The organism is Nonomuraea solani, from assembly GCF_900108335.1.
Lineage (GTDB): Bacteria > Actinomycetota > Actinomycetes > Streptosporangiales > Streptosporangiaceae > Nonomuraea > Nonomuraea solani.
In genome coordinates this window covers 478,364-497,264 of sequence record NZ_FNVT01000004.1, presented here as the reverse complement: position 1 = coordinate 497,264, position 18,901 = coordinate 478,364, and the positions used below count along the sequence as shown (strand labels likewise).

Below are 18,901 nucleotides of genomic sequence, written 5' to 3'. Positions count from 1 at the left end.
CCGTCGGCAATGGAGCCTAGGCCACGTTGAGCGTCTCCCGCTCCCTCTTCGCGGCCTGATCGCCTTCACGCGAGCCACCCAGCGTCAGCCCGACCGCCAGGCAGATCAGCGGGATCGCCGGAATCACGTACCGCACGTCGAAGGCGGCCAGGAACGGTGGCGAGGCGACCAGCGCGAGCGCGGCCAGCCCCGGCAGCAGCGCGTCCCAGCGCCGCCTGACCAGCGCGGCCACGAGCGCCCCGCCCAGGGCCAGCATGAGCAGCGGGAACGGCACATACCCGAACCGCTGGTACGCCCGCAGCCACCCGGCGAACGGCTCCACCACCCGCGTGGCGGCCGGACCAGATTCGTACGATTCGGCGACCCCCCGCACCGACTCGCTCAGCGGCCGCTCCGAGGTGGGCAGCTTGTACGGGGTCTTCTCCTCCGCCCCGGTACGCTCCCAGCGCAGCAACTGCGTGAGGTCGGTCGCGACCGCGCCCAGATAGTCGACGGGCTGGGCGAGGATGGCCTGCCTGGCGAACTCCCCTGCGAGCTGGTTGCGATTGGCCGCGCCCGGCACCTTGAGCAGCGGCGAAAAGCTCTCCCACAGCCAGTAGGGAGGGTAGGGGCGCTGCTCAACCGGCATGTTCGGGCAGAGCACGGCCAGCCGCTCGGGCGGTTTGATCACCCCGCAGTCGGCGAAGCTCATGGTCCTGGACCACAGGAAGTTCCCGTCGGCCTCGGTGAGCCCGAACTTGCCCTTCTCGACCTTCATCCACGTGGCGTACGCGCCCAGCGGAATCGCCCCGGCCACCAGCAGCGCCACCAGCGGTCGCCAGCCGTAGCGCCTGATCAGCAGATATCCGGCCGTCAGGATCAGCAGCGGCAGACCGACCGTCCTGGTGATCCCGGCCAGCCCCAGCAGGGCCCCGCCCACGGCGGCCGTGGCCGGGGTGACCCGCCAGACGAGGAGCGCGATGGCGGCCGTGATCAGCACGATGAAGATGGCGTCCGCCATGATCATGTGCTCCAGCAGCACCAGGAACTCGTCGTACAGCAGCGGGGTGACCAGCAGCGTCGCCCCCCAGCCAGGCAGGCCACGGCGGCGCAGCAGCGCGTAGACGGCCACCGCGAGCGCCAGCCCGAGCAGGTGCTGCAGCACCGTCACCAGCGTGAGGCTGTGCGCCGGACGCAGCAGCGCCAGGAACAGGGAGTAGCCGGAGGGCCGGGTGGTTCCGGGGGTCAGCTCCTCACGCAGGAAGGCGAAGGAGTCGCCGTAGAAGAGGATCGACGGGGGGAAGCCGAGCACCGCGAGCACTCGCAGCCCGATCGCGGGCAACATGGCGATGACCAGTGCGCGATGGGCCAAGACGAATCAGCTTCCTCGTGTGTCCAGATCCCCACAATAGTGGCACTCCATCGCCCGCCTCGCCGACGCCGCCCAGCGCACCAACGCCGCCCGGCCCGCCGACCGGGCCGGCTCACTCCCCAGGCCAGTTCACCGGGCAGGCCGGCCACTCGTTCAGGGCCTGGAGGCGGATGAGCGCGGCGTGGGAGAGTGGCGTCGTCAGGTCGGTGACGTCGCCGTTGGTCGTGTAGTCGAGTAATACGACGTCCTCTTCGGCGGCCAGCTCGCGTAGCCGCTCGACCAGGTCGGCGACCTCGTGCTCAAGGACCCACCGGTAGGCGGGCAGGTAGATGCGGCGCCTGGCGCTCTCGTACGGCAGCAGCCGCTCTCCATGGAGCCCGTCGCGGTGGCCCAAGACGGGCCCGTGCTTTCTGACCGTGCGCTTGAGCCCGGTCATCGTGGTGATCCGGAGCCTGGCGGGATCGACGTCCTCGGTCTCGAAGACCTTGAGCGCCTGCCAGATCCCCTCGACCGACTGACCGGTGACCCCCGGCGTCTCGGGCACCGGAATGCCCCCATGCGGATAGAACGGGCTCAGCCGCACCCAGGGCTCCTCCGCCCTGGACGTCACGTCGATGAGGTGTGCCGCGGGGAACGCCTTGGCGAGTGAGGCCGCGGAGCGCCGCCGACTGGCTATCTGGATGGGCACGGGGGGATCCTTCCGACGGGATCCAGGATGGCGGGCGGCACCGACAGAATCACGGCGGGCGGCGCCGACAGAATCCCCGGGCGGGCACCACCGGCAGCACCACGGGGGGCGCCGCCGGCAGCGGCCCCGGAGGCTTGCCGGATGTCATTACCGAATGACATTCTGGAATTCACGCCCCCGCCTCGGGAGGGATGCATGACCGTCGCCGACCGTCCCAGCATCGACAAAGAGGCCCTGCGCCGGAAATATCGTGAAGAGCGTGACAAGCGGCTGCGCCCCGACGGCAACGACCAGTACCTCCGCCTCACCGGCCGCTTCGCGCACTACCTCGAAGACCCGTACACACCCCTGACCGAACGCGCGCCCAAGACCGACCACGTGACGGTCGCGTTCGTCGGCGGTGGCTTCGCCGGGCTCGTCACCGGCGCGCGGCTCAAGGAGGCGGGTGTCGAGGACGTCCGGATCATCGACAAGGCGGGCGACTTCGGCGGCACCTGGTACTGGAACCGCTACCCGGGCGCCCAGTGCGACACGGCCTCGTTCGTGTACATGCCGCTGCTCGAAGAGACCGGCCACATGCCCACCGAGAAGTACGCCCACGCGCCCGAGATCCTCGAACACTGCCGCCGCATCGGCAAGCACTACGGCCTGTACGACAACGCCCTCTTCCACACCGAGGTCGTGGCCCTCGAATGGCTCGGCGGCCGCTGGCTGATCCGTACCAGCCGGGGCGACGCGTTCACCGCCCAGTTCGTCGCCCTGGGCATCGGCCCGCTGCACGTGCCGAAACTGCCCGGCATCCAGGGGATCGACGACTTCGCGGGGCACTCGTTCCACACGAGCCGCTGGGACTACGCCTACACCGGCGGCGACCCCTCCGGCGCGCCCATGGACCGGCTGTCCGACAAGCGGGTGGCGATCATCGGCACGGGCGCGACGGCCGTACAGTGCGTGCCAAGGCTGGCGCCGGCGTGCGCGGAGCTGTACGTCTTCCAGCGCACCCCCTCCTCGGTCGACGTACGGGACAACCGCCCGACCGACCCCGGCTGGTTCGCCACCATCGCGACGCCCGGCTGGCAGCGGCGCTGGCTGGAGAACTTCACCGCCAACCAGACCGGCGCCCTGACCGACGAGGACCTGGTCATGGACGGCTGGACCGACCTGGCCCGCCGCGTACGCGCCAGGATCATGGCCCTGCCGCCGGAGGAGTTCACCCAGCCGAACATGCTGGCCGCGTTCGAGGACTCCGACTTCGAGAAGATGGAGGAGATCCGCGCCCGCGTCGACGCCATCGTCGAGGACCGGGAGACCGCCCAGAACCTGAAGGCGTGGTACCGCCAGCTCTGCAAGCGTCCCTGCTTCCACGACGAATACCTGCAGGCCTTCAACGTCCCCGGCACCCACCTCGTCGACACCGGCGGCCAGGGCGTGGACCGCGTCACCGCGAAGGGCGTGGTGGCGGGCGGCAGGGAGTACGAGGTCGACTGCGTGATCTACGCCTCGGGCTTCGAGGTCGGCACCGACTACACCCGCCGCGCCAACTACGACCTGGTGGGCCGCGACGGGGTCAGGTTGTCGGACCACTGGGCGGAGGGCATGCGCACGCTGCACGGCATCCACGTGCACGGCTTCCCGAACGCCTTCCTCGTCCAGCCGACCCAGGCCGCCAACCTCATCTCCAACATCCCCCACAACCTGACAGAGGCGGGCGCGACCATCGCCGTCACCGTCAGACACGCCCTGGACCACGGCTACACCGAGGTCGAGGCCACCCGGCAGGCCGAGGACGACTGGGTGGAGCTGCTGCTCTCGGGCCCGGGCCCGCTCCTGAGCTCCCCGGACTGCACGCCCGGCTACTACAACAACGAGGGCCGGGACCTCGGCCGCAAGGGCCGCCTCAACGTCGGCCACCCGCACGGGGCCATGGCGTATTTCGCCTACATCGATCAATGGCGCACGTCGAGCACCTTCGAGGGCCTGGAGTTCCGGAAAAAGTGAGACGTCAGATCTACACGGCCGCGGACATCAAGGTCCTGAGCATGGAGGACTCGGTACGCGAGCGCCCCGCCATGTACTTCCGCGTCGCCCGCGAGGACCCGGCCCTCCCGACGGAGATCCTCCGCGCCGTCCTGTCGGACGCCCTCCACCTGATGGGCGGCGACCACGCCCAGGCCGGCGCCGAGATCACGGGCGACCTGAGCTTCACCGTCTGGGACGACCAGCCCTCCGAACCCGGCGCCGGCCTCCTGGACCGCCACCGCTGGGTGCAGGCCGCGGCCGCCGCCCTGAGCGTGCGCACGGTGGTCGAAGTCGGCGAACATCGCCAGGAACTGGCCGGGACCACGCCCACCGGCCCGCCGGAGAGGTCGGCCTCGGCGATCGCCGGCACCCGGGTGAGCTTCGAGCTCGACCCGGCCTACTTCCCGCCGCACGCGGCGATCTCGTCCTCGATCGAATCCGTCGGAGACCTGCACGGCGAGTGGTGCACGGACAAGCCCATGCCCCACACCTTCCGGGACCTGCGCCAAGATCCGTAGAGCCGGTATTTTCGTCCAGCATGAGTTATGACCTCTATTTCGCCCGCCGCGAGCCCGGCCAGAGCTGGGACGAGGCGCTGGACAGGACCGAGCCGCTCCCGCCCGACCCCGTCGCCTGGGACAACGTCGTCGCCCAGGCGAAAGAGCTGCTCGGCGAGGGTGACATACGCATCGTCGCCTACCCGCCGAACTGGGAGATGGACCACGAGACCACCGGCATCTCGGTGAACCACTGGGAGGGCGGCTGGGAGATGAGCGCCCCCTACTGGACCCACGGTGAGGAGGCGCGCCGGGTGGTCGGGCTGCTGTACGAGGTGGCGGCCCTGGTCGAGCGCGTGTCCGGGTTCGAGGGGTACGACCCGCAGCTCGGCCGGCCGGTGGCCGAGGTGACGGATCCGGGGCGGGCGGTGGCGATGTTCGACGCGGTGGCGGACCGGTTCGGGCGGCGGGGGAGCGTGGGCTCAACTATGTGAACGATCGGTCGTTCATGTACGCTGAACATGTGAAGGACAGCAAGGAGGACGGCCGCCTGGAGCGCGGCCGGCGCAGCCGGGAGGCGATCCTCGAAAAGGCGGTGTCGCTGGCCTCGGTGGACGGGCTCGACGGGCTCACCCTGGGCAGGCTGGCGACCGCCGCCGGAGTAAGCAAGTCCGGATTTTTCGCTCATTGGCGCGATAAGGAGCAACTCCAGCTCGACGCCATCGACTGGGCCGCCCGCCAATGGATCGACGAGATCGTCAAGCCCGCGCACCAGACACCCCCCGGCGTACGCCGCGTCCTGGCCCTGCACGAGGCCCGCCTGCGCTTCTACGAGGCGAAGGTCCTGCCGGGAGGGTGCTTCTTCTTCGTGGCCCAGGTCGAGTTCGACGACCGCCCAGGGCCCGTACGCGAGCGCGTCGCCAAGGCGCTGGCCGACTGGCTCGGCCTGGTCGAGCGGGTGGTGCGCGAGGCGATGGACCTGGGCGAGCTGGCTGACGACACCGACGCCGCCCAGCTCGCGTACGAGATCGACGCGCTCGGAGAGGCCTCGATCACCCACGCGGGCCTGCTGGGCGACATCGCCTATGACCGGGCCCGCCGCGCCGTCCTGCACCGGCTGCGCGCCCTGACCACCGACCCCGCACTTCTCCCGGAGGACTGAACGTTGCCGGAAACCCGTCCCGCCCAGGTCCATTTCGACGACCTCGACGCCATGGGCCTGCTGCACAACTCGCGTTACGCCCTGCTCGTCGAGCGCGCCATTTCGGCCTTCTGGGCGGAGCAGGGCTGGAATTTCGACCCGGCGATCTCCCGCTTCAAGGACGTCTATCTGGCGGTCCGCGAGTTCAAAATCACCTACAACGCTCCCATCGTCGGCGCGGGTGAGGTGCTGGTGGACTTCTGGATGGATCGGATGGGCCGCACCAGCGGCGTCTACGGTTTCCGCGTGCTCTCCCCTGACCGCTCGATCGTGCACGCCGAGGGCTATCGCGTGAACGTCAACCTCGACCCCGCCACATTCCGCCCGGCGCCGTTCAGCTCCGAACTCCGTGCCGCGGCCGAGCCCCTCCTGCTGCCCGTGACGACCGCCTGAAAGCCTGACCAAGGCGTTCGACAAGCATGTCCAGAGGGTATGCGTTTCGTGCGCCGGGCATTCCGACAGGGTAAAACCAGTCATGTGACAAATGAAAGCGGAAAGCCCCTGCGTCAAGGCGACGACCGCCTTTATGTACGGTTCCAGGTCCGCTATTACGGACGGCTCGGCGTCCAGGTGGGAATCTTCGCCGCCTGTCACCACCTCCGCCGCGCCGGCCGCCTCAGCCCGGCCGACGATAATCTGTTCACGGAGGTCGACAACTGGTTTATCACGCGGTTGCCATATCCGCCTTTTTATGCCGACGGAAACACCGTCCGCGCCGTCCCCTGGTTCAAGCCGAACGCGACCACGCTCATCGCCGCCGTGGCGCCCCTGCAGGATCTCCTGCACCGCTACCGCGTCCCGTACGACGTCGTCCGCTCGGCCGACCCCGGCACGATCATCTACGAGGACGACTTCCAGATAGGCGTTCTGCCCCACACCAGGAAGGTCAACGGGCACGATCCCCTGGCCAAGGAGCCGTACGCCTGAAAAGGCTAGTCCCAGCACTACTGACCACCCCTCCCACCAGCGGCTACGGTCGCAGGATGCTCATCAGGACCGCGCTGGAAGCGCTCACCCGGCGCCCGTTGCCGTTCCTGGGCTCGGCGTGGCCGTGGCGCTGCGCGGCCTACCTCGTGGCCAGTGCCGTCCCGGGCGCCGGAGTGGTCACGGCCGTGCTCGTGGGCGGGCTCGTCGTCATTCCGCTGGGCGTGGCCGTCCTGGCGCTGTGCATCCCGCTCGTCGCCCGCTTCGAACGCCTCCGCCTGCGCCTGGTCGACACCGTGCCGCTCCCCCGGAGCGCCGGCGAGGCACGCGGGCGGGAGGCGGGGCTGGCGGCCATGACCCTGCTCGCGCTGTGGTGGATCGACCTGGTCATGGTGCTGTTCACGATCGGCGGGCCGGTCGTGCTGATCCTGTCGCCGGTCCTCCAGCCCGAGGTGGAAATGCTCGGCGCGACTCTGGCGAGTCTCGCGGGAGTGATGCTGCTGCCGGTGGCCGCGTACACGATCACCGCCTGGGGCGGCGCCAGAGGGGCCATGGTGCGCGCCGTGCTCGCGCCCCAGAGCTCCGAGCTCAACGAGGTGCTGCGGTCGCGCGCCCGGCTGGTGGACGCGTTCGAGATGGAGCGCCGCAGGATCGAGCGGGACCTGCACGACGGCGCCCAGCAGCGGCTGGTGGCCCTGTCGATGACGCTGGGCCTGGCCCGGCTCGACCTGCCCGACGACGCGCCCGCCGCCCGGCTGCTCGCGCAGGCTCACGACGAGGCCAAACACGCGCTGGGCGAGCTGCGCGAGCTGATCAGGGGCGTGCACTCGCAGGTGCTCACCGACCGCGGCCTGGGCGCGGCCGTGCACGACGTGGCGGGGCGGTCGCCGGTGCCGGTGGACGTGGACATCGAGGTGAGCGGCCGGCTGCCCGCCGCGGTGGAGGTCACCGCGTACTACGTCGTCAGCGAGGCCCTGGCGAACCTGGCCAAGCACAGCCGGGCGGCCAGGGGCTCGGTCACCGGCCGGGTCGAGCGCGACACGCTGGTCGTCGAGGTACGCGACGACGGCGTGGGCGGGGCCGACCCCGCCCAGGGGACCGGACTGACCGGGCTGGCCGACCGGCTGGCCGTGGTGAGCGGCAGGCTGTCGGTGTCGAGCCCGCCCGGTGGTCCTACGCTCGTCCGGATGGAGATCCCCTGCTCAGCGAACGAGGAGAGCGCGTGCGCGTAGTGATCGCCGAGGACGCCGTCCTGCTCAGGGAGGGCCTCGTCGGGCTGCTCGAACGGTTCGGCCACACCGTGCTCGCCGCCGTCGGTGACGCGCCCGCGCTGGTCGCCGCCGTGTCCGAGCACCACCCCGACGCCGTGGTGACCGATGTGCGGATGCCGCCGGGCTTCTCCGACGAGGGCCTGCGGGCCGCGCTCGAACTGCGCGCGCGCAGGCCCGAACTCGCGGTGCTGGTGCTCAGCCAGTACGTGGAGCAGACGTACGCGGCCGAACTGCTCGAATCGGGCGCGGGCGCGGGTGTCGGCTATCTGCTCAAGGACCGGATCGGCGACGTACGCGAGTTCGTCGACGCGCTCGGCCGGGTGGCCGCCGGTGGCACGGTCGTGGACCCCGAGGTGGTGCGCCAGCTCCTGAGCCGGCGCCGCGACCCGCTGTCCCGGCTCACCCCGCGCGAGCAGGAGGTGCTCGGCCTGATCGCCGAGGGCCGGACGAACGCGTCGATCGCGCGGGAGCTCGTCGTCACCGAGGCGGCCGTGGCCAAGCACATCGCGAACATCTTCGCCAAGCTCGACCTCCCACCGGCCGCCGACGGGCACAGGAGGGTGCTGGCGGTGCTGGCGTACCTGCGTAGTTGATCTGAGGAGATGCCATGAACCGAGGCTAAAAGTAGGGTTCGTTGGCATGAACGAGCAGTGGAGAGAAGTCGGCGACCGGGTATACGTCCGGCGCCACCAGTCGTTCGACATGAACGTCGGTCTGATCGTGGGCGACGGGCACTGCCTGGTGCTCGACACGCGCACCTCGCACAGAGAGGCGGCGGACCTGATCGAGGCGATCAGGAAGATCACCGCCTACCCCTGGACGGTCGTCAACAGCCATTCCCACTTCGACCACTACTTCGGCAACGCGCTCTTCCGCGGCGCCGAGATCTGGGCACACTCCCGGTGCGCCGAGGAGATCGACCAGTTCGGCGAGGAGCAGCTCGCCAACGTCATCAAGAGCCTGCCCGAGCGCCGCGAGGAGCTGGAGGAGGTCACGATCGTGCCGCCCGACCACACGTTCACGACCGCGGCCAGTCTCGACATCGGCGGCCGCATCGTGCACCTGCGGCACTTCGGGCTCGGGCACAGCAGCAACGACGTGGTCGTGCACGTGCCGGACGCGGGCGTGGTGTTCGCCGGTGACCTGGTGGAGGAGGGGGCGCCGCCGGCGTTCAGCGACTCGTACCCGCTCGACTGGCCCGCCACCACGGCGGCGATGCTGGCGGAGATGCCCGAGCAGGTGATCGTCCCGGGGCACGGCGCGGTCGTCGACCGGGCGTTCGCGCTGGCGCAGCAGGCCGAGTTGACCCTGGTGGCCGATCTCGCCAAGCAGGCCCACGTCGAAGGGCTGCGCGACCTGATCAAGCGTTTCCCCTATCCGGAGGACGTGGCCAGGCAGGCGATCGACCGCGCCTTCCTGCAGCTCGACGCGTGAGCTTCAATTCGCTATATTGCAAACTGCACTATGAGGAGGATCCATGGCGCGAGGCCACGACCTGGTCGGCCTGACCGTGCTGGCCCTGCTCAGCGTACGAGCCAGTCATCCCTACGAGCTGCACCGGTTCATCGTCGACACGCACAAGGACTACATCACCGGCCTGCCGCGCAGCCTCTACCACGCGGTCGAGCGGCTGGCCAAAGACGAGCTGGTCGTGCCCACGGGGACGGACCGTGAGGGCCGCAGGCCCGAGCGCACGGTCTACGAAATCACCGAGGAGGGCCGCGAAGAGCTGCGCAGCCGGCTGCGGCAACTGCTGGAGAAGCCCCAGCCCGACCGGCGGGCGTTCGTCGCGGCCGTCTCGCTCGTCGGCTGCCTGCCGCTGTCCGAGGCGCAGGGCGCGCTACGCGCCCGCGCGGCCACCATCGAGGGCCTCCTGACAGGGATGAACGCTCACCTGCGGGCCGCCGCCGACAGCGGCCTGCCGGCGATCCTCACGCTAGAGGTCGAGCTCGAACGGGCGCTCCATGCCGCCGAACTCGACTGGATCAAAGAGTTGCTCGACCGCCTGGACAAGGGAGAGCTCGACTGGGCGGTGTCCATAGAGATGTAGGAGCCAAATGAAGAAGAAGCTCATCACCGAGGTCTCCGGCGTGATCACGGCGCCCGTCGAACAGGTCTGGGAGGCCCTGCGGAAAGAGCTCCCCACCTGGGAGCCCGGCGACCACGTCCTCGCCTACCAGGGCGGCTGGTGGTATCGCGGCGAGTGGTCGGTCCTCCCTGATCCGGACGGCACGCGGGTGGTCCACCGCGTCTACAACGTGGCCGAGTGGCTGCGCTGGATGGTGCCCCTGGCGAACCGGTTCTTCATCGGCTTCGCCGCACAGACCCGTACGGGCTTCGCCGATGGCCTGGCCCGCGTCGCCGGCCACTTGGGGAGCTCCAGCAGGCTCACCTAGGCTGCCCCCATGAGGTGGGGACCGGTGACGCGCGAGGACGCCAGGCCGCTGGCCGACTTCTGGGCCGCGCTGGAGGCCGAAGACCGCACCGGCGAGGTCCACAGCCTCGACGACGTGACAGAACAGCTCGCCCACCCCCGCATCGACCTGGCCACGGGCACGCTCGCGGCCTGGGAAGGCGACCGGATCGTGGCCCTCGGCTACCTGCCGGCCCGGCAGGCGGCCGACGAGACGCACACGATGCGCCTGTGGGGCGGCGTGCACCCCGCCCACCGCAGGCGCGGCCACGGGCGGCGCGTCGTGGACTGGGCGATCCGGACGGCGCCTGGGCTGAGCGAGCGGGCGTTTCCCGGCGTTCCGCTGGAGCTCCACCTGCACGTCTCCGACGGCAACCCGGGCCTCGCCGTGCTGGCGGAGTCGTCAGGGATGACCGCCGTCCGCACGTTCGCGCGCATGGAGCGCGGCCTGGCGGGCGAGCCGCCCACGCTGAGACCGCCCGAGGGCCTGGAGATCGCCACGTGGACGCCGGAGCTGGACGACGGGGCCCGTCATGTGCGCAACGAGTCCTTCCGCGACCACTGGGGCAGCGTGCCGCACACGCGCGAGAGCTGGCGCGACCACCTGATCGACTCGCACAACTTCCGGCCGGAGTCCTCGTTCGTGGCCCTGGCCGGCGACCAGGCGGTGGGCGTGCTGATCACGCACGACTTCGGCACGCCGGGCCTGCGCCAGGCGTGGATCCAGGTCATCGGCACGCTGAAGGAGTGGCGCGGCAGGGGGGTGGCCGGCGCGCTGGTCGCGCACGCCCTGGCCGCCTTCAAGGAGCAGGGCTACGAGAGCGCCGGGCTCGGGGTCGACACCGAGAACCCGACGGGGGCTGTCAGCGTGTACACGCGGGCGGGGTTCGCGATCAGCAGGCGCAGCCGGACGTACGCCCTATATCTCCCCCAGCGGGAAGCGCGCGACGAATCCGGAGCCGGCGTACACGAGTGATCCCTTGTGCAGGCGCGCGATGTCGCGGGCGATCGGCAGCCCCAGCCCGGCGCCGCCCGCGTCCCTGGCCCGCGCCTCGTCCAGGCGGGTGAAGCGGTCGAACACCGCCTCCCGCTGCTCGGGCGGGATGCCAGGGCCGTCGTCGATCACCTCCAGCACGGCCTCGCCGTCCTCGGCGCCCACCCGCACCCGTACGGTCGAGGCGGCGTGCCGGACGGCGTTGTCGGCCAGGTTCGTCACCAGGCGGTCGAGATGCGCGCTCGATCCCGACATGACCACGTCCGGCTCGATGTCCAGCTCCACCCGCACCTCGGGCCGCCGCCTGGCCCGCAGCGACGCCTCCGCCGCCACCTGACCGAGGTCCAGCTCGCCGGTCCGCAGCGGCTCGCCCGCGTCCAGCTTGGCCAGCATGAGCAGGTCGGCGGCCAGGGCCTGCAGGCGTTCGACGTCGGCCAGCGCCTCCACGGTCAGCTCGCTCCGCTCAGCCAGCTCCAGCCGGGCCCGCAGGGTCGCGATGGGGCTGCGCAGCTCGTGCGCGGCGTCCGCGACGAACCGTTTGTGCTGGTCCACGGCCGTCTCCAGGCGGTCGAGGGTGCCGTTGACGGTGGTGGCCAGCGCGGCGATCTCGTCCTTCGACCCGGGTACGGGAACCCGCTGGTGCAGGTCGCTGGCGGTGATGTCGGCGACCTTGGCCCTGATCGCGGCCACCGGGTTGAGCGCGCGGCCGACCGAGAACCACGTCATCCCCGCCACCACCAGCAGCACGGCCGGAATCCCGGGCAGCAGCGCGCTGTTCAGCGTCTCCAGCGCCTTCTCGGCGCTCTCCAGGGATACCCTGGACCACACCGTCGCGGGACCGCTCTGGGTGGCCACCTTGATCTGGGCCACGGCGTACTGCCCGGACCTCGCCCAGTCGGTGGTGGCCGCGGCGGGCTCGGCCTTGGTCAGCAGGATGTCGGGGTCGGCGATGCCCGCCGCCGCGCCGTCCCGCAACTGCACCTCGCCCGCCTGGACCTTCACGCCCGGCAGGGGCGTCGCCGGCTGCGTGACGGGTCCTCCCACCACGGTCTCCGCCGGTTCGGTGCGCGAGAGTCTCAGGGTCTCCGCGTACGGCGCCGCCGCCACGGCCTTCCTGACCGCCGCGTCGTCGGCGCTGCTCACCAGCGTGCCGCGCAGCGCCAGCACCAGCACCAGGGCGGCCAGCCCCAGCGCGACGGCCACCACGAGCGTCGCCGCCGCGGTGGCCTTCAGCCGCACGGAAGAGAGTGCTTTCACGCCGCCTCCAGCCGGTACCCGGCCCCGCGGACCGTCATGAGGGTCGTCTTGCCGAAGGGCAGGTCGATCTTGCGGCGCAGGGCGCTGATGTAGACCTCGACGATGTTCGGGTCACCGTCGTAGGAGAAGTCCCAGGCCTGGGCCAGCAGCTCGCTCTTGGAGACCACCTCGCCGGGCCGGCGCGCGAGCGCGTGCAGCACCGCGAACTCCTTCGGCGTCAGCCCGATCGCCGCCTCGCCCCTGCGGCAGCGCAGTCCGGCGGGGTCGATCACCAGGTCGCCGACGGTGATCGACACGGGCCGCTCGGTGCCGCCCCGCCGTACCAGCGCGCGCAGCCTGGCCAGCAGCACCACGTAGGAGAACGGCTTGGCCAGGTAGTCGTCGGCCCCGTTGTCCAGCGCCTCGGCCTCGTCGTAGATGCCGTCCTTGGCCGTGAGCATCATGATCGGCGTCCAGTCGCCGGCCTCGCGCAGCTTCGCGCAGACCGCGTACCCGTTCAGCCGGGGCAGCATCACGTCCAGCACGATCACGTCGTAGGTGTTCTCGGTGGCCATCCACAGCCCGTCGCGCCCGTCGTGGGCCACGTCCACCGCGAAGCCCTCGCCCGCCAGCCCGCCCTTGACCAGGTCGGCCAGCCGCTCCTCGTCCTCCACCAATAACACTCGCACGCCGTACAGAGTGCCTCAGGTCACCTAAAGCCAACCTGAAGATGATTTAGGTCCTCTTCAGGATCTCTTCAGGTACGGGCGAGCAGGCTGCGATGCGTACAACCGACCTCTGTGAGGAGAATTCATGTTCAAGCGTCGTCTCGCGGTGCTCGGCGCGGCCGCCGTGCTCGCCATCACCGGTCTGGCCGGCTCCGCCATGGCCGACCAGACCCCCGCCCCCGCCGGGACGAAGGTCACGTGTACGACCAGCGACGGCAAGACCATCGAGATCGCCGAGGCCCTCCCGGCCAGGAAGGGCGAGCCCGTCCCCGGCGCGGGGATCGCGGTGCGGAAGACCGCCGACGGGGTGGAGGTCACGGCCATCCCGGCGGGTGAGATGGAGGGCGAGTGGCACAAGACGACCAAGCCGCTCCCGGCGGACGCCGAGTCCGTGGAGTCGGTGCCCGCCCTGCCCGCGAAGCCGGGTGAGACCGTCGAACTGCCCACCCTCGACGCCCCGGTCAAGGGCGACCCGGCCAAGACCGTCCGCATCATCTGCGAGAAGCCCGAGTAGCCTCACCCCGCGAACGACGGGTGCGGCCCGAGCGCCCAATACTCGAAGAGGCCATGGCCGACGAGCCCGTCGTACTCGAAACGCCCGACGGCGTCCACCATGCCCCACATTCTGGCGGCGTCGTCGGGCAGCCGGTACGTCACGCCCTGCACGACGGGCTCCGCACCCTGGTACATCCCGTGCCGCCACTCCGGCTCCAGCCCGTAGCCGGTGCCGGCCATCAGGTGGACGGGAAGCAGCGGAGTGCAGCGCACGTCGATCGGCTTGCCGCCGGGCGGGGAGAAGGTGATCGTGGCCTCGACGACGTCACGGGTGCCGGGGGCGTAGACCGGGCGGTAGTCCGGTCTGCCGAGATATTCCTCTTCCCGCCCGTCCGACCACACGCGTACGGCCTCCTCCAGCATCCGGCGGCCCCGCTCGTCCTCCTGGATGATGCAGAGGATGGCGTGGTCGTCGAACCGCATCGGCGCGTAGAGCCAGTAGAACGTGCCGGCGTTCTTGGCCTGGATGCCGGGCGGCTCCGATTCGCCGACCGGCCTGATGCCCCAGGAGCGGTCCCGGGTGCCCATCCAGCGGTCGGGGGTGACCGGGATGTCCTCATCACCGATCCTGATATTTCCGGACCATTGGCCGGTCTGCGCCAGCCGTACCGAGTCGAACATGACCCGCTCCTGCCACCGCAGGAAGTGCCGGGGCTCCAGCGTGGCCGGGATCGTGCCCTCCCACAGGAGGTCGAAGGACAGGCCGTGCTCGTTCGGCTCCAGGATCACCCTGAGCCGCTTGAGCCCTTCGACGACCTCGACGCGGAAGGGGCCGACCCGGGTGTCCATCCGGTCCGTGCCCAGCTCGCGGGAGGCCCGGACGACGCGGTGCGCGTCGCGGGTGCGTACGCAGGCGAACGCGTCGGTGACGCCCAGGTTGGGATACTGCCCGAGCCCGATGATCAGCATCTGCTCATCGGTCCTGGCGTGGCAGTTGAAGTAGTAGCGGTCGTAGAAGTTGCGGTCGCTGGTGGCCACGTGCCGCATGACCTGCGGGGTCTGGTGCACGGGGTAGTCGTCGAGGGGTGACAGCGCCATGCCGGGTTTGTAGCAAGCGCTTGGTCCTACGTCAACAGGAAAGCGCGCCCCCGGCCATCGGGGACGCGCTTTCCGGCGAAATCGCTACATCTTTCTCGATGCCTCATCCGCCTTGTGCGACACGTCGGCCGCCATCCGGTCGGTGGTGTCCGAGGTCTTTTCCGCCTTCTCGTTGACCCATCGTGATGCGTCCGAGGCGGAGTCCTTCATGTGCTCGGTCCACTGCTGGGCATTGCGGCGGTAGAACAGGTAGCCGATCGTTCCCACCGCCAGACCACTCAGCAGAACGAGCATCGGCCATCGCCGCGATCGTGACGGTTTGGGATCGATTTTCCGGGCCGCCGCGGTCAGCATCGAGCTGACCTTGGGAGCGACCTGATCCTCGAACCCGTGTGCCGCGGATTCCAGCCGCGGCGCCGCCCAGTATCGGGCATCCTCGATGCGCTGTGCGGCGACCACCTTGGCGTGGTCGGCCATCGGCGCCATGCGGTGACCGGTTCGCACAGCCTGGGCCTTCATTCGGCCCATCCACGTGGCGGGAACCTCTATGACCACGCGGCGTCTTCTCAGTGTCAGGGACACGACAACCTCCCCTGTCGTTGGGGCCCCGGACCTCTGCTTCCCAGGACAAGGCGGCTCAATCATGGCCGGTCATGGGAGGATGGGTCACGAGGCCCAACGGCCATAGTCCTCAAAACATCACAAAACCAACCCTGTGCATAGAGGGGGCAGCTGTCTCGTGGCTGAGAAGCTGATCGCAAACCTGCAGACGAACCACGGCACCATCAAGGTCGAACTCTTTCCTCTCCGCGCCCCGAAAACGGTGCGAAACTTCGTGGAGCTGGCAGAAGGCACCCGCGAGTGGACCCACCCGGGCACCGGAGAGAAGAGCACCGACCGTTACTACGACGGCACGATCTTCCACCGGGTCATCTCCGGTTTCATGATTCAGGGCGGTGACCCGCTCGGTCAGGGCATCGGCGGCCCTGGCTACGAGTTCGACGACGAGATCCACCCGGAGCTCTGGTTCAACCGCCCTGGCCTGCTGGCCATGGCCAACGCCGGCATCCAGTTCGGCAAGGGCACCAACGGCTCGCAGTTCTTCATCACGCTCGTCCCGACGCCGCACCTCAACGGCAAGCACACCATCTTCGGTGAGGTGATCGACGGCCAGGACGTCGTGGACGCCATCGGCAAGACCAAGACCGACCGCCGTGACCGTCCCGAGAAGGACGTCATCCTGGAGTCGGTCACCATCGAGCGGCAGAAGGGCTGACCCCGAGGGGCTCGGGCTGGGGGCCCACGCGGCACATCCCGGCAAGCCTTAGGCTTCGGTCATGACCAGCCAGCCGCCCAGCCCGCCCCCTCCGCCCGAGCAGCCCGCTGAGGCGGTGCCCACGTGTTACCGGCACCCCGACAAGGAAACGTGGGTCCGCTGCCAGCGCTGCGAGCGTCCGATCTGCCCCGACTGCATGCGTGACGCCGCGGTCGGCTTCCAGTGCCCGGAGTGCGTGGCCGAGGGCAACAAGGGCATCCGCCAGGCCAAGAGCACCTTCGGCGGCGGCGTGGTGCGCACGCCGTTCGTGACGTACACCCTGCTGGTCATCAACGTGCTGATCTTCGGCGCCCAATATCTCACCGGCGACCGGATCACCTCAGAGCTCTTCATGTGGCCCGCCGGCGTGGCCCTGGGCGACCAGTACTACCGCCTGATCACCGCCGCCTTCGTGCACGGCGGGATCTTCCACATCCTGTTCAACTGCTGGGCGCTCTACGCGGTCGGCCCCTATCTGGAGCAGGCCTTCGGCCACGTCCGCTACGTGGCCCTCTACCTGGTCAGCGCACTCGGCGGCTCGGTGCTCAGCCTCTGGCTGGACCCGATCACCCAGCCCACGGTCGGTGCGTCGGGCGCCATCTTCGGCCTGTTCGGCGCCGTGTTCGTGGTGGGCCGCAAGCTCAACCTCGACGTGCGCGGCATCGCCGTGCTCATCGCGCTCAACCTGGGAATCACCTTCCTGGTCTCCGGCATCAGCTGGACCGGGCACATCGGCGGGCTGGTCACCGGATCGGTGCTGGCGGGCGCGCTGGCCTACGCTCCCAAGAGCAACAGGACCCTCTGGCAGGTGCTGGCGATCGCGGGAGCGCTGGCCTTGCTGGCCGTGCTCGTGATGGTCAGAACGTCGGCCATCATCGGCGCGGCCTGAGCTTCCCCAGGCTGTGGAAAAGACTGTGGAAAGAACTAACGCCAGCGGGTGGAAAGCACCACACCGAAGATGATGAAAACAAACCCGATCAGCAGATTCCAGTTCTGGAGGTCGCTGAACAAGGGCGCCTGCGGTGCGACATAGTAGATGGCGATCCACAGGATGCCGATGATCCAGGCGGCGACCATCGTCGGTGCCAGCCAGCGGGGGCTGACCTTGACCTGCTGCGATCTCTGCGGCGGGGTGTAGACCGCCTTCTTGCGAGCATTGGACTTGGGCACTGGGTAACTCCTGCTGAGGGCCTGGGCATCCGGATCGTCCACAGGCTCTTCGTTAAGCCTAGTTGAAGCGTGGTCCAGGATAGTCGCCACGCGTACGACATGGCGATCCCCAGTGGCCGCATCGTGTCCTAATACGCTGATCTCATGCGGGCCACGCTGCGGGCCGTGGGAGAGACGTGCGTCACCGCGGGCCTGATCCTCATGCTCTTCTGCGCCTACCTGCTCTGGGGCACCGGCGCCTACACCCAGCGCCAGCAGCGGCTGCTCCAGAGCGAGCTGGCGGCCGAACAGGACGGCCGCCTCGACCGGATCCGGCTCGGCACCGCGCTGGCGCTCCTGCGCATCCCCAGGCTCGGCCGCGACTACCGCTACGCCGTCGTCGAGGGCGTCGGCGCCGAGCACCTGAAGAAGGGCCCGGGACACTACCCCGACAGCGCCATGCCGGGCCAGATCGGCAACTTCGTGCTGTCGGGGCACCGCACGACGTACGCGGCGCCGTTCAACGAGATCGACGAGCTCGAACGCGACGACGAGATCATCGTGGAGGCCCGCGAGGCCCGCTACACCTACCGCGTCACCTCACAGGACGTCGTAGCGCCCGAGGAGATCGACGTGCTGGCCCCCGTGCCCGGCAAGCCCGACATCCGCCCCATCCGGGCCGTCATCACGCTGTCCACCTGCCATCCCGAATACTCGGCCGCCGAGCGGCTCATCGTCTACGGCGTGCTCAAGGAGAGCGAACCCCGCGAGGAGTGACATGTACGCCTGGATCTGGCGCAAGCTGCCCGGCCGCCCGCGCACCCGCGCCCTGACGGCCGCCGTGCTGGCCGCGGCGGTGGTGGCCGTACTCTGGTATGCCGTGTTCCCGCTCCTGGAGCCCGTGGTGACGGTTGACGAGGTGACCGTAGAGAAATGAGCCGTGTGCTGGTCGTGGACAACCACGACAGCTTCGTCCACACCATCGTCCAATATCTGCGCGAGCTGGGTGCCGACTGCGACGTCCGGCCGCGCGACGAGGTGCGCGTGAGCGACGCCGACGGCTTCGACGGCGTCCTGATCAGCCCGGGCCCCGGCACGCCCGAGGCGGCAGGCGTGAGCGTCCCCCTGGTGCGGCACGCGGCCGAGAGCCACCGGCCGCTGCTCGGCGTCTGCCTCGGCCACCAGGCCATCGCCCTCGCCTACGGCGCCACCGTGACCCGCGCCCCCGAGCTGTTCCACGGCAGGACGAGCGCCATCTCCCACGACGGCCGGGGCGTGTTCGAGACCCTGCCCTCGCCGGTCACGATGACCCGCTACCACTCGCTGGCCGTGCTGCCCGCCACGGTGCCCGAGGTGCTCGACGTGACCGCCCGCACGGAGGACGGCGTCATCATGGGCCTGCGCCACCGTACGGCGCCCATCGAGGGCATCCAGTTTCACCCCGAGTCCGTGCTTTCAGAGCATGGTCACCGATTGCTCCAGAATTGGCTGCGCGGAATCGTGTAACAAACGTCTCGCACAG

The 18,901-nt window shown here is 69.7% G+C and carries 25 protein-coding genes; 18 read left to right on the top strand and 7 right to left on the bottom strand.

Annotated features, from left to right (window positions below; all coding sequences use genetic code 11):
- Positions 1 to 16: 16 nt before the first annotated feature.
- Together C4V41_RS17955 and C4V41_RS17950 are read right to left on the bottom strand one after the other, a co-directional pair.
- Entirely contained in the window at positions 17 to 1,351 is a 1,335-nt protein-coding gene (locus C4V41_RS17955; protein ID WP_103957019.1) for a hypothetical protein, read from the bottom strand.
- A 112-nt stretch (positions 1,352 to 1,463) separates the two neighbouring features.
- On the bottom strand, positions 1,464 to 2,039 hold the full coding sequence (locus C4V41_RS17950) for a DUF6939 family protein (RefSeq protein ID WP_103957018.1): 576 nt from the start codon (positions 2,037 to 2,039) through the stop codon (positions 1,464 to 1,466).
- Positions 2,040 to 2,234: 195 nt separating this feature from the next.
- On the opposite strand from C4V41_RS17950, the gene C4V41_RS17945 reads away from it, so the two are divergent.
- The 12 genes from C4V41_RS17945 (at position 2,235) to C4V41_RS17890 (ending at position 11,340) form a co-directional block, all read left to right on the top strand.
- A complete protein-coding gene (locus C4V41_RS17945) occupies positions 2,235 to 4,037 on the top strand; it encodes a flavin-containing monooxygenase (RefSeq protein WP_103957017.1) in 1,803 nt (600 codons plus the stop codon).
- Positions 4,034 to 4,576 (top strand): hypothetical protein, encoded by a 543-nt coding sequence (locus C4V41_RS17940; RefSeq protein ID WP_103957016.1) that lies wholly within the window; start codon positions 4,034 to 4,036, stop codon positions 4,574 to 4,576. The genes C4V41_RS17945 and C4V41_RS17940 overlap by 4 nt, the downstream gene beginning before the upstream one ends.
- A gap of 20 nt (positions 4,577 to 4,596) precedes the next feature.
- The gene (locus tag C4V41_RS17935) at positions 4,597 to 5,049 is read left to right on the top strand and encodes a hypothetical protein (protein WP_103957015.1); all 453 of its coding nucleotides are present in this window, start codon (positions 4,597 to 4,599) and stop codon (positions 5,047 to 5,049) included.
- A 29-nt stretch (positions 5,050 to 5,078) separates the two neighbouring features.
- Positions 5,079 to 5,717: a TetR/AcrR family transcriptional regulator gene (locus C4V41_RS17930; RefSeq protein ID WP_235030199.1), complete on the top strand. Its 639-nt coding sequence runs from the start codon at positions 5,079 to 5,081 to the stop codon at positions 5,715 to 5,717.
- A gap of 3 nt (positions 5,718 to 5,720) precedes the next feature.
- Positions 5,721 to 6,149: an acyl-CoA thioesterase gene (locus C4V41_RS17925; protein ID WP_235030198.1), complete on the top strand. Its 429-nt coding sequence runs from the start codon at positions 5,721 to 5,723 to the stop codon at positions 6,147 to 6,149.
- A gap of 84 nt (positions 6,150 to 6,233) precedes the next feature.
- Positions 6,234 to 6,683: a hypothetical protein gene (locus tag C4V41_RS17920; RefSeq protein WP_146103696.1), complete on the top strand. Its 450-nt coding sequence runs from the start codon at positions 6,234 to 6,236 to the stop codon at positions 6,681 to 6,683.
- Positions 6,684 to 6,739: 56 nt separating this feature from the next.
- Positions 6,740 to 7,912, top strand: coding sequence for a sensor histidine kinase (locus C4V41_RS17915; protein WP_103957013.1), 1,173 nt, complete (start codon positions 6,740 to 6,742; stop codon positions 7,910 to 7,912).
- On the top strand, positions 7,903 to 8,544 hold the full coding sequence (locus C4V41_RS17910) for a response regulator (protein ID WP_103957012.1): 642 nt from the start codon (positions 7,903 to 7,905) through the stop codon (positions 8,542 to 8,544). Before C4V41_RS17915 ends, C4V41_RS17910 begins: the two co-directional genes overlap by 10 nt.
- Before the next feature lie 46 nt (positions 8,545 to 8,590).
- The gene (locus C4V41_RS17905) at positions 8,591 to 9,385 is read left to right on the top strand and encodes an MBL fold metallo-hydrolase (protein ID WP_103957011.1); all 795 of its coding nucleotides are present in this window, start codon (positions 8,591 to 8,593) and stop codon (positions 9,383 to 9,385) included.
- A 43-nt stretch (positions 9,386 to 9,428) separates the two neighbouring features.
- Positions 9,429 to 10,001: a PadR family transcriptional regulator gene (locus C4V41_RS17900; protein ID WP_103957010.1), complete on the top strand. Its 573-nt coding sequence runs from the start codon at positions 9,429 to 9,431 to the stop codon at positions 9,999 to 10,001.
- Between the two features lie 7 nt (positions 10,002 to 10,008).
- Complete coding sequence (locus tag C4V41_RS17895) at positions 10,009 to 10,347, top strand: hypothetical protein (protein ID WP_103957009.1); 339 nt, start codon at positions 10,009 to 10,011, stop codon at positions 10,345 to 10,347.
- Between the two features lie 9 nt (positions 10,348 to 10,356).
- Positions 10,357 to 11,340, top strand: a complete 984-nt coding sequence (locus tag C4V41_RS17890; protein WP_146103695.1) for a GNAT family N-acetyltransferase — start codon at positions 10,357 to 10,359, stop codon at positions 11,338 to 11,340.
- On the opposite strand, the gene C4V41_RS17885 is transcribed toward C4V41_RS17890, so the two are convergent.
- Together C4V41_RS17885 and C4V41_RS17880 are read right to left on the bottom strand one after the other, a co-directional pair.
- Positions 11,284 to 12,615 (bottom strand): sensor histidine kinase, encoded by a 1,332-nt coding sequence (locus C4V41_RS17885; RefSeq protein WP_103957007.1) that lies wholly within the window; start codon positions 12,613 to 12,615, stop codon positions 11,284 to 11,286. The two genes, C4V41_RS17890 and C4V41_RS17885, sit on opposite strands and share 57 nt — an antisense overlap.
- Positions 12,612 to 13,283 (bottom strand): response regulator transcription factor, encoded by a 672-nt coding sequence (locus C4V41_RS17880; protein ID WP_103957006.1) that lies wholly within the window; start codon positions 13,281 to 13,283, stop codon positions 12,612 to 12,614. The genes C4V41_RS17885 and C4V41_RS17880 overlap by 4 nt, the downstream gene beginning before the upstream one ends.
- 124 nt (positions 13,284 to 13,407) lie before the next feature.
- Between C4V41_RS17880 and C4V41_RS17875 the strand changes: the two genes are divergently transcribed.
- The gene (locus C4V41_RS17875) at positions 13,408 to 13,836 is read left to right on the top strand and encodes a hypothetical protein (protein WP_103957005.1); all 429 of its coding nucleotides are present in this window, start codon (positions 13,408 to 13,410) and stop codon (positions 13,834 to 13,836) included.
- A gap of 2 nt (positions 13,837 to 13,838) precedes the next feature.
- Here the strand turns inward: C4V41_RS17875 and C4V41_RS17870 are convergent, their stop codons facing one another.
- Together C4V41_RS17870 and C4V41_RS17865 are read right to left on the bottom strand one after the other, a co-directional pair.
- Complete coding sequence (locus C4V41_RS17870) at positions 13,839 to 14,915, bottom strand: hypothetical protein (protein ID WP_103957004.1); 1,077 nt, start codon at positions 14,913 to 14,915, stop codon at positions 13,839 to 13,841.
- A gap of 84 nt (positions 14,916 to 14,999) precedes the next feature.
- On the bottom strand, positions 15,000 to 15,497 hold the full coding sequence (locus C4V41_RS17865) for a hypothetical protein (RefSeq protein ID WP_146103694.1): 498 nt from the start codon (positions 15,495 to 15,497) through the stop codon (positions 15,000 to 15,002).
- Between the two features lie 157 nt (positions 15,498 to 15,654).
- Between C4V41_RS17865 and C4V41_RS17860 the strand changes: the two genes are divergently transcribed.
- Together C4V41_RS17860 and C4V41_RS17855 are read left to right on the top strand one after the other, a co-directional pair.
- The gene (locus C4V41_RS17860; protein WP_103957002.1) at positions 15,655 to 16,191 is read left to right on the top strand and encodes a peptidylprolyl isomerase; all 537 of its coding nucleotides are present in this window, start codon (positions 15,655 to 15,657) and stop codon (positions 16,189 to 16,191) included.
- A gap of 61 nt (positions 16,192 to 16,252) precedes the next feature.
- Positions 16,253 to 17,119 carry a rhomboid family intramembrane serine protease gene (locus tag C4V41_RS17855; protein WP_235030197.1) on the top strand — a complete coding sequence of 289 codons (867 nt, stop codon included), beginning with the start codon at positions 16,253 to 16,255 and terminating at the stop codon, positions 17,117 to 17,119.
- 35 nt (positions 17,120 to 17,154) lie between these two features.
- Here the strand turns inward: C4V41_RS17855 and C4V41_RS17850 are convergent, their stop codons facing one another.
- Positions 17,155 to 17,400, bottom strand: a complete 246-nt coding sequence (locus C4V41_RS17850; protein WP_103957000.1) for a cell division protein CrgA — start codon at positions 17,398 to 17,400, stop codon at positions 17,155 to 17,157.
- Between the two features lie 144 nt (positions 17,401 to 17,544).
- Between C4V41_RS17850 and C4V41_RS17845 the strand changes: the two genes are divergently transcribed.
- The 3 genes from C4V41_RS17845 to C4V41_RS17840 are packed head-to-tail and all read left to right on the top strand — an operon-like array spanning position 17,545 to position 18,885.
- The gene (locus C4V41_RS17845; protein ID WP_103956999.1) at positions 17,545 to 18,156 is read left to right on the top strand and encodes a class E sortase; all 612 of its coding nucleotides are present in this window, start codon (positions 17,545 to 17,547) and stop codon (positions 18,154 to 18,156) included.
- Position 18,157: 1 nt separating this feature from the next.
- On the top strand, positions 18,158 to 18,316 hold the full coding sequence (locus tag C4V41_RS63010) for a hypothetical protein (protein WP_200824048.1): 159 nt from the start codon (positions 18,158 to 18,160) through the stop codon (positions 18,314 to 18,316).
- Positions 18,313 to 18,885, top strand: a complete 573-nt coding sequence (locus C4V41_RS17840) for an anthranilate synthase component II (RefSeq protein WP_103956998.1) — start codon at positions 18,313 to 18,315, stop codon at positions 18,883 to 18,885. Before C4V41_RS63010 ends, C4V41_RS17840 begins: the two co-directional genes overlap by 4 nt.
- Positions 18,886 to 18,901 lie beyond the last annotated feature (16 nt).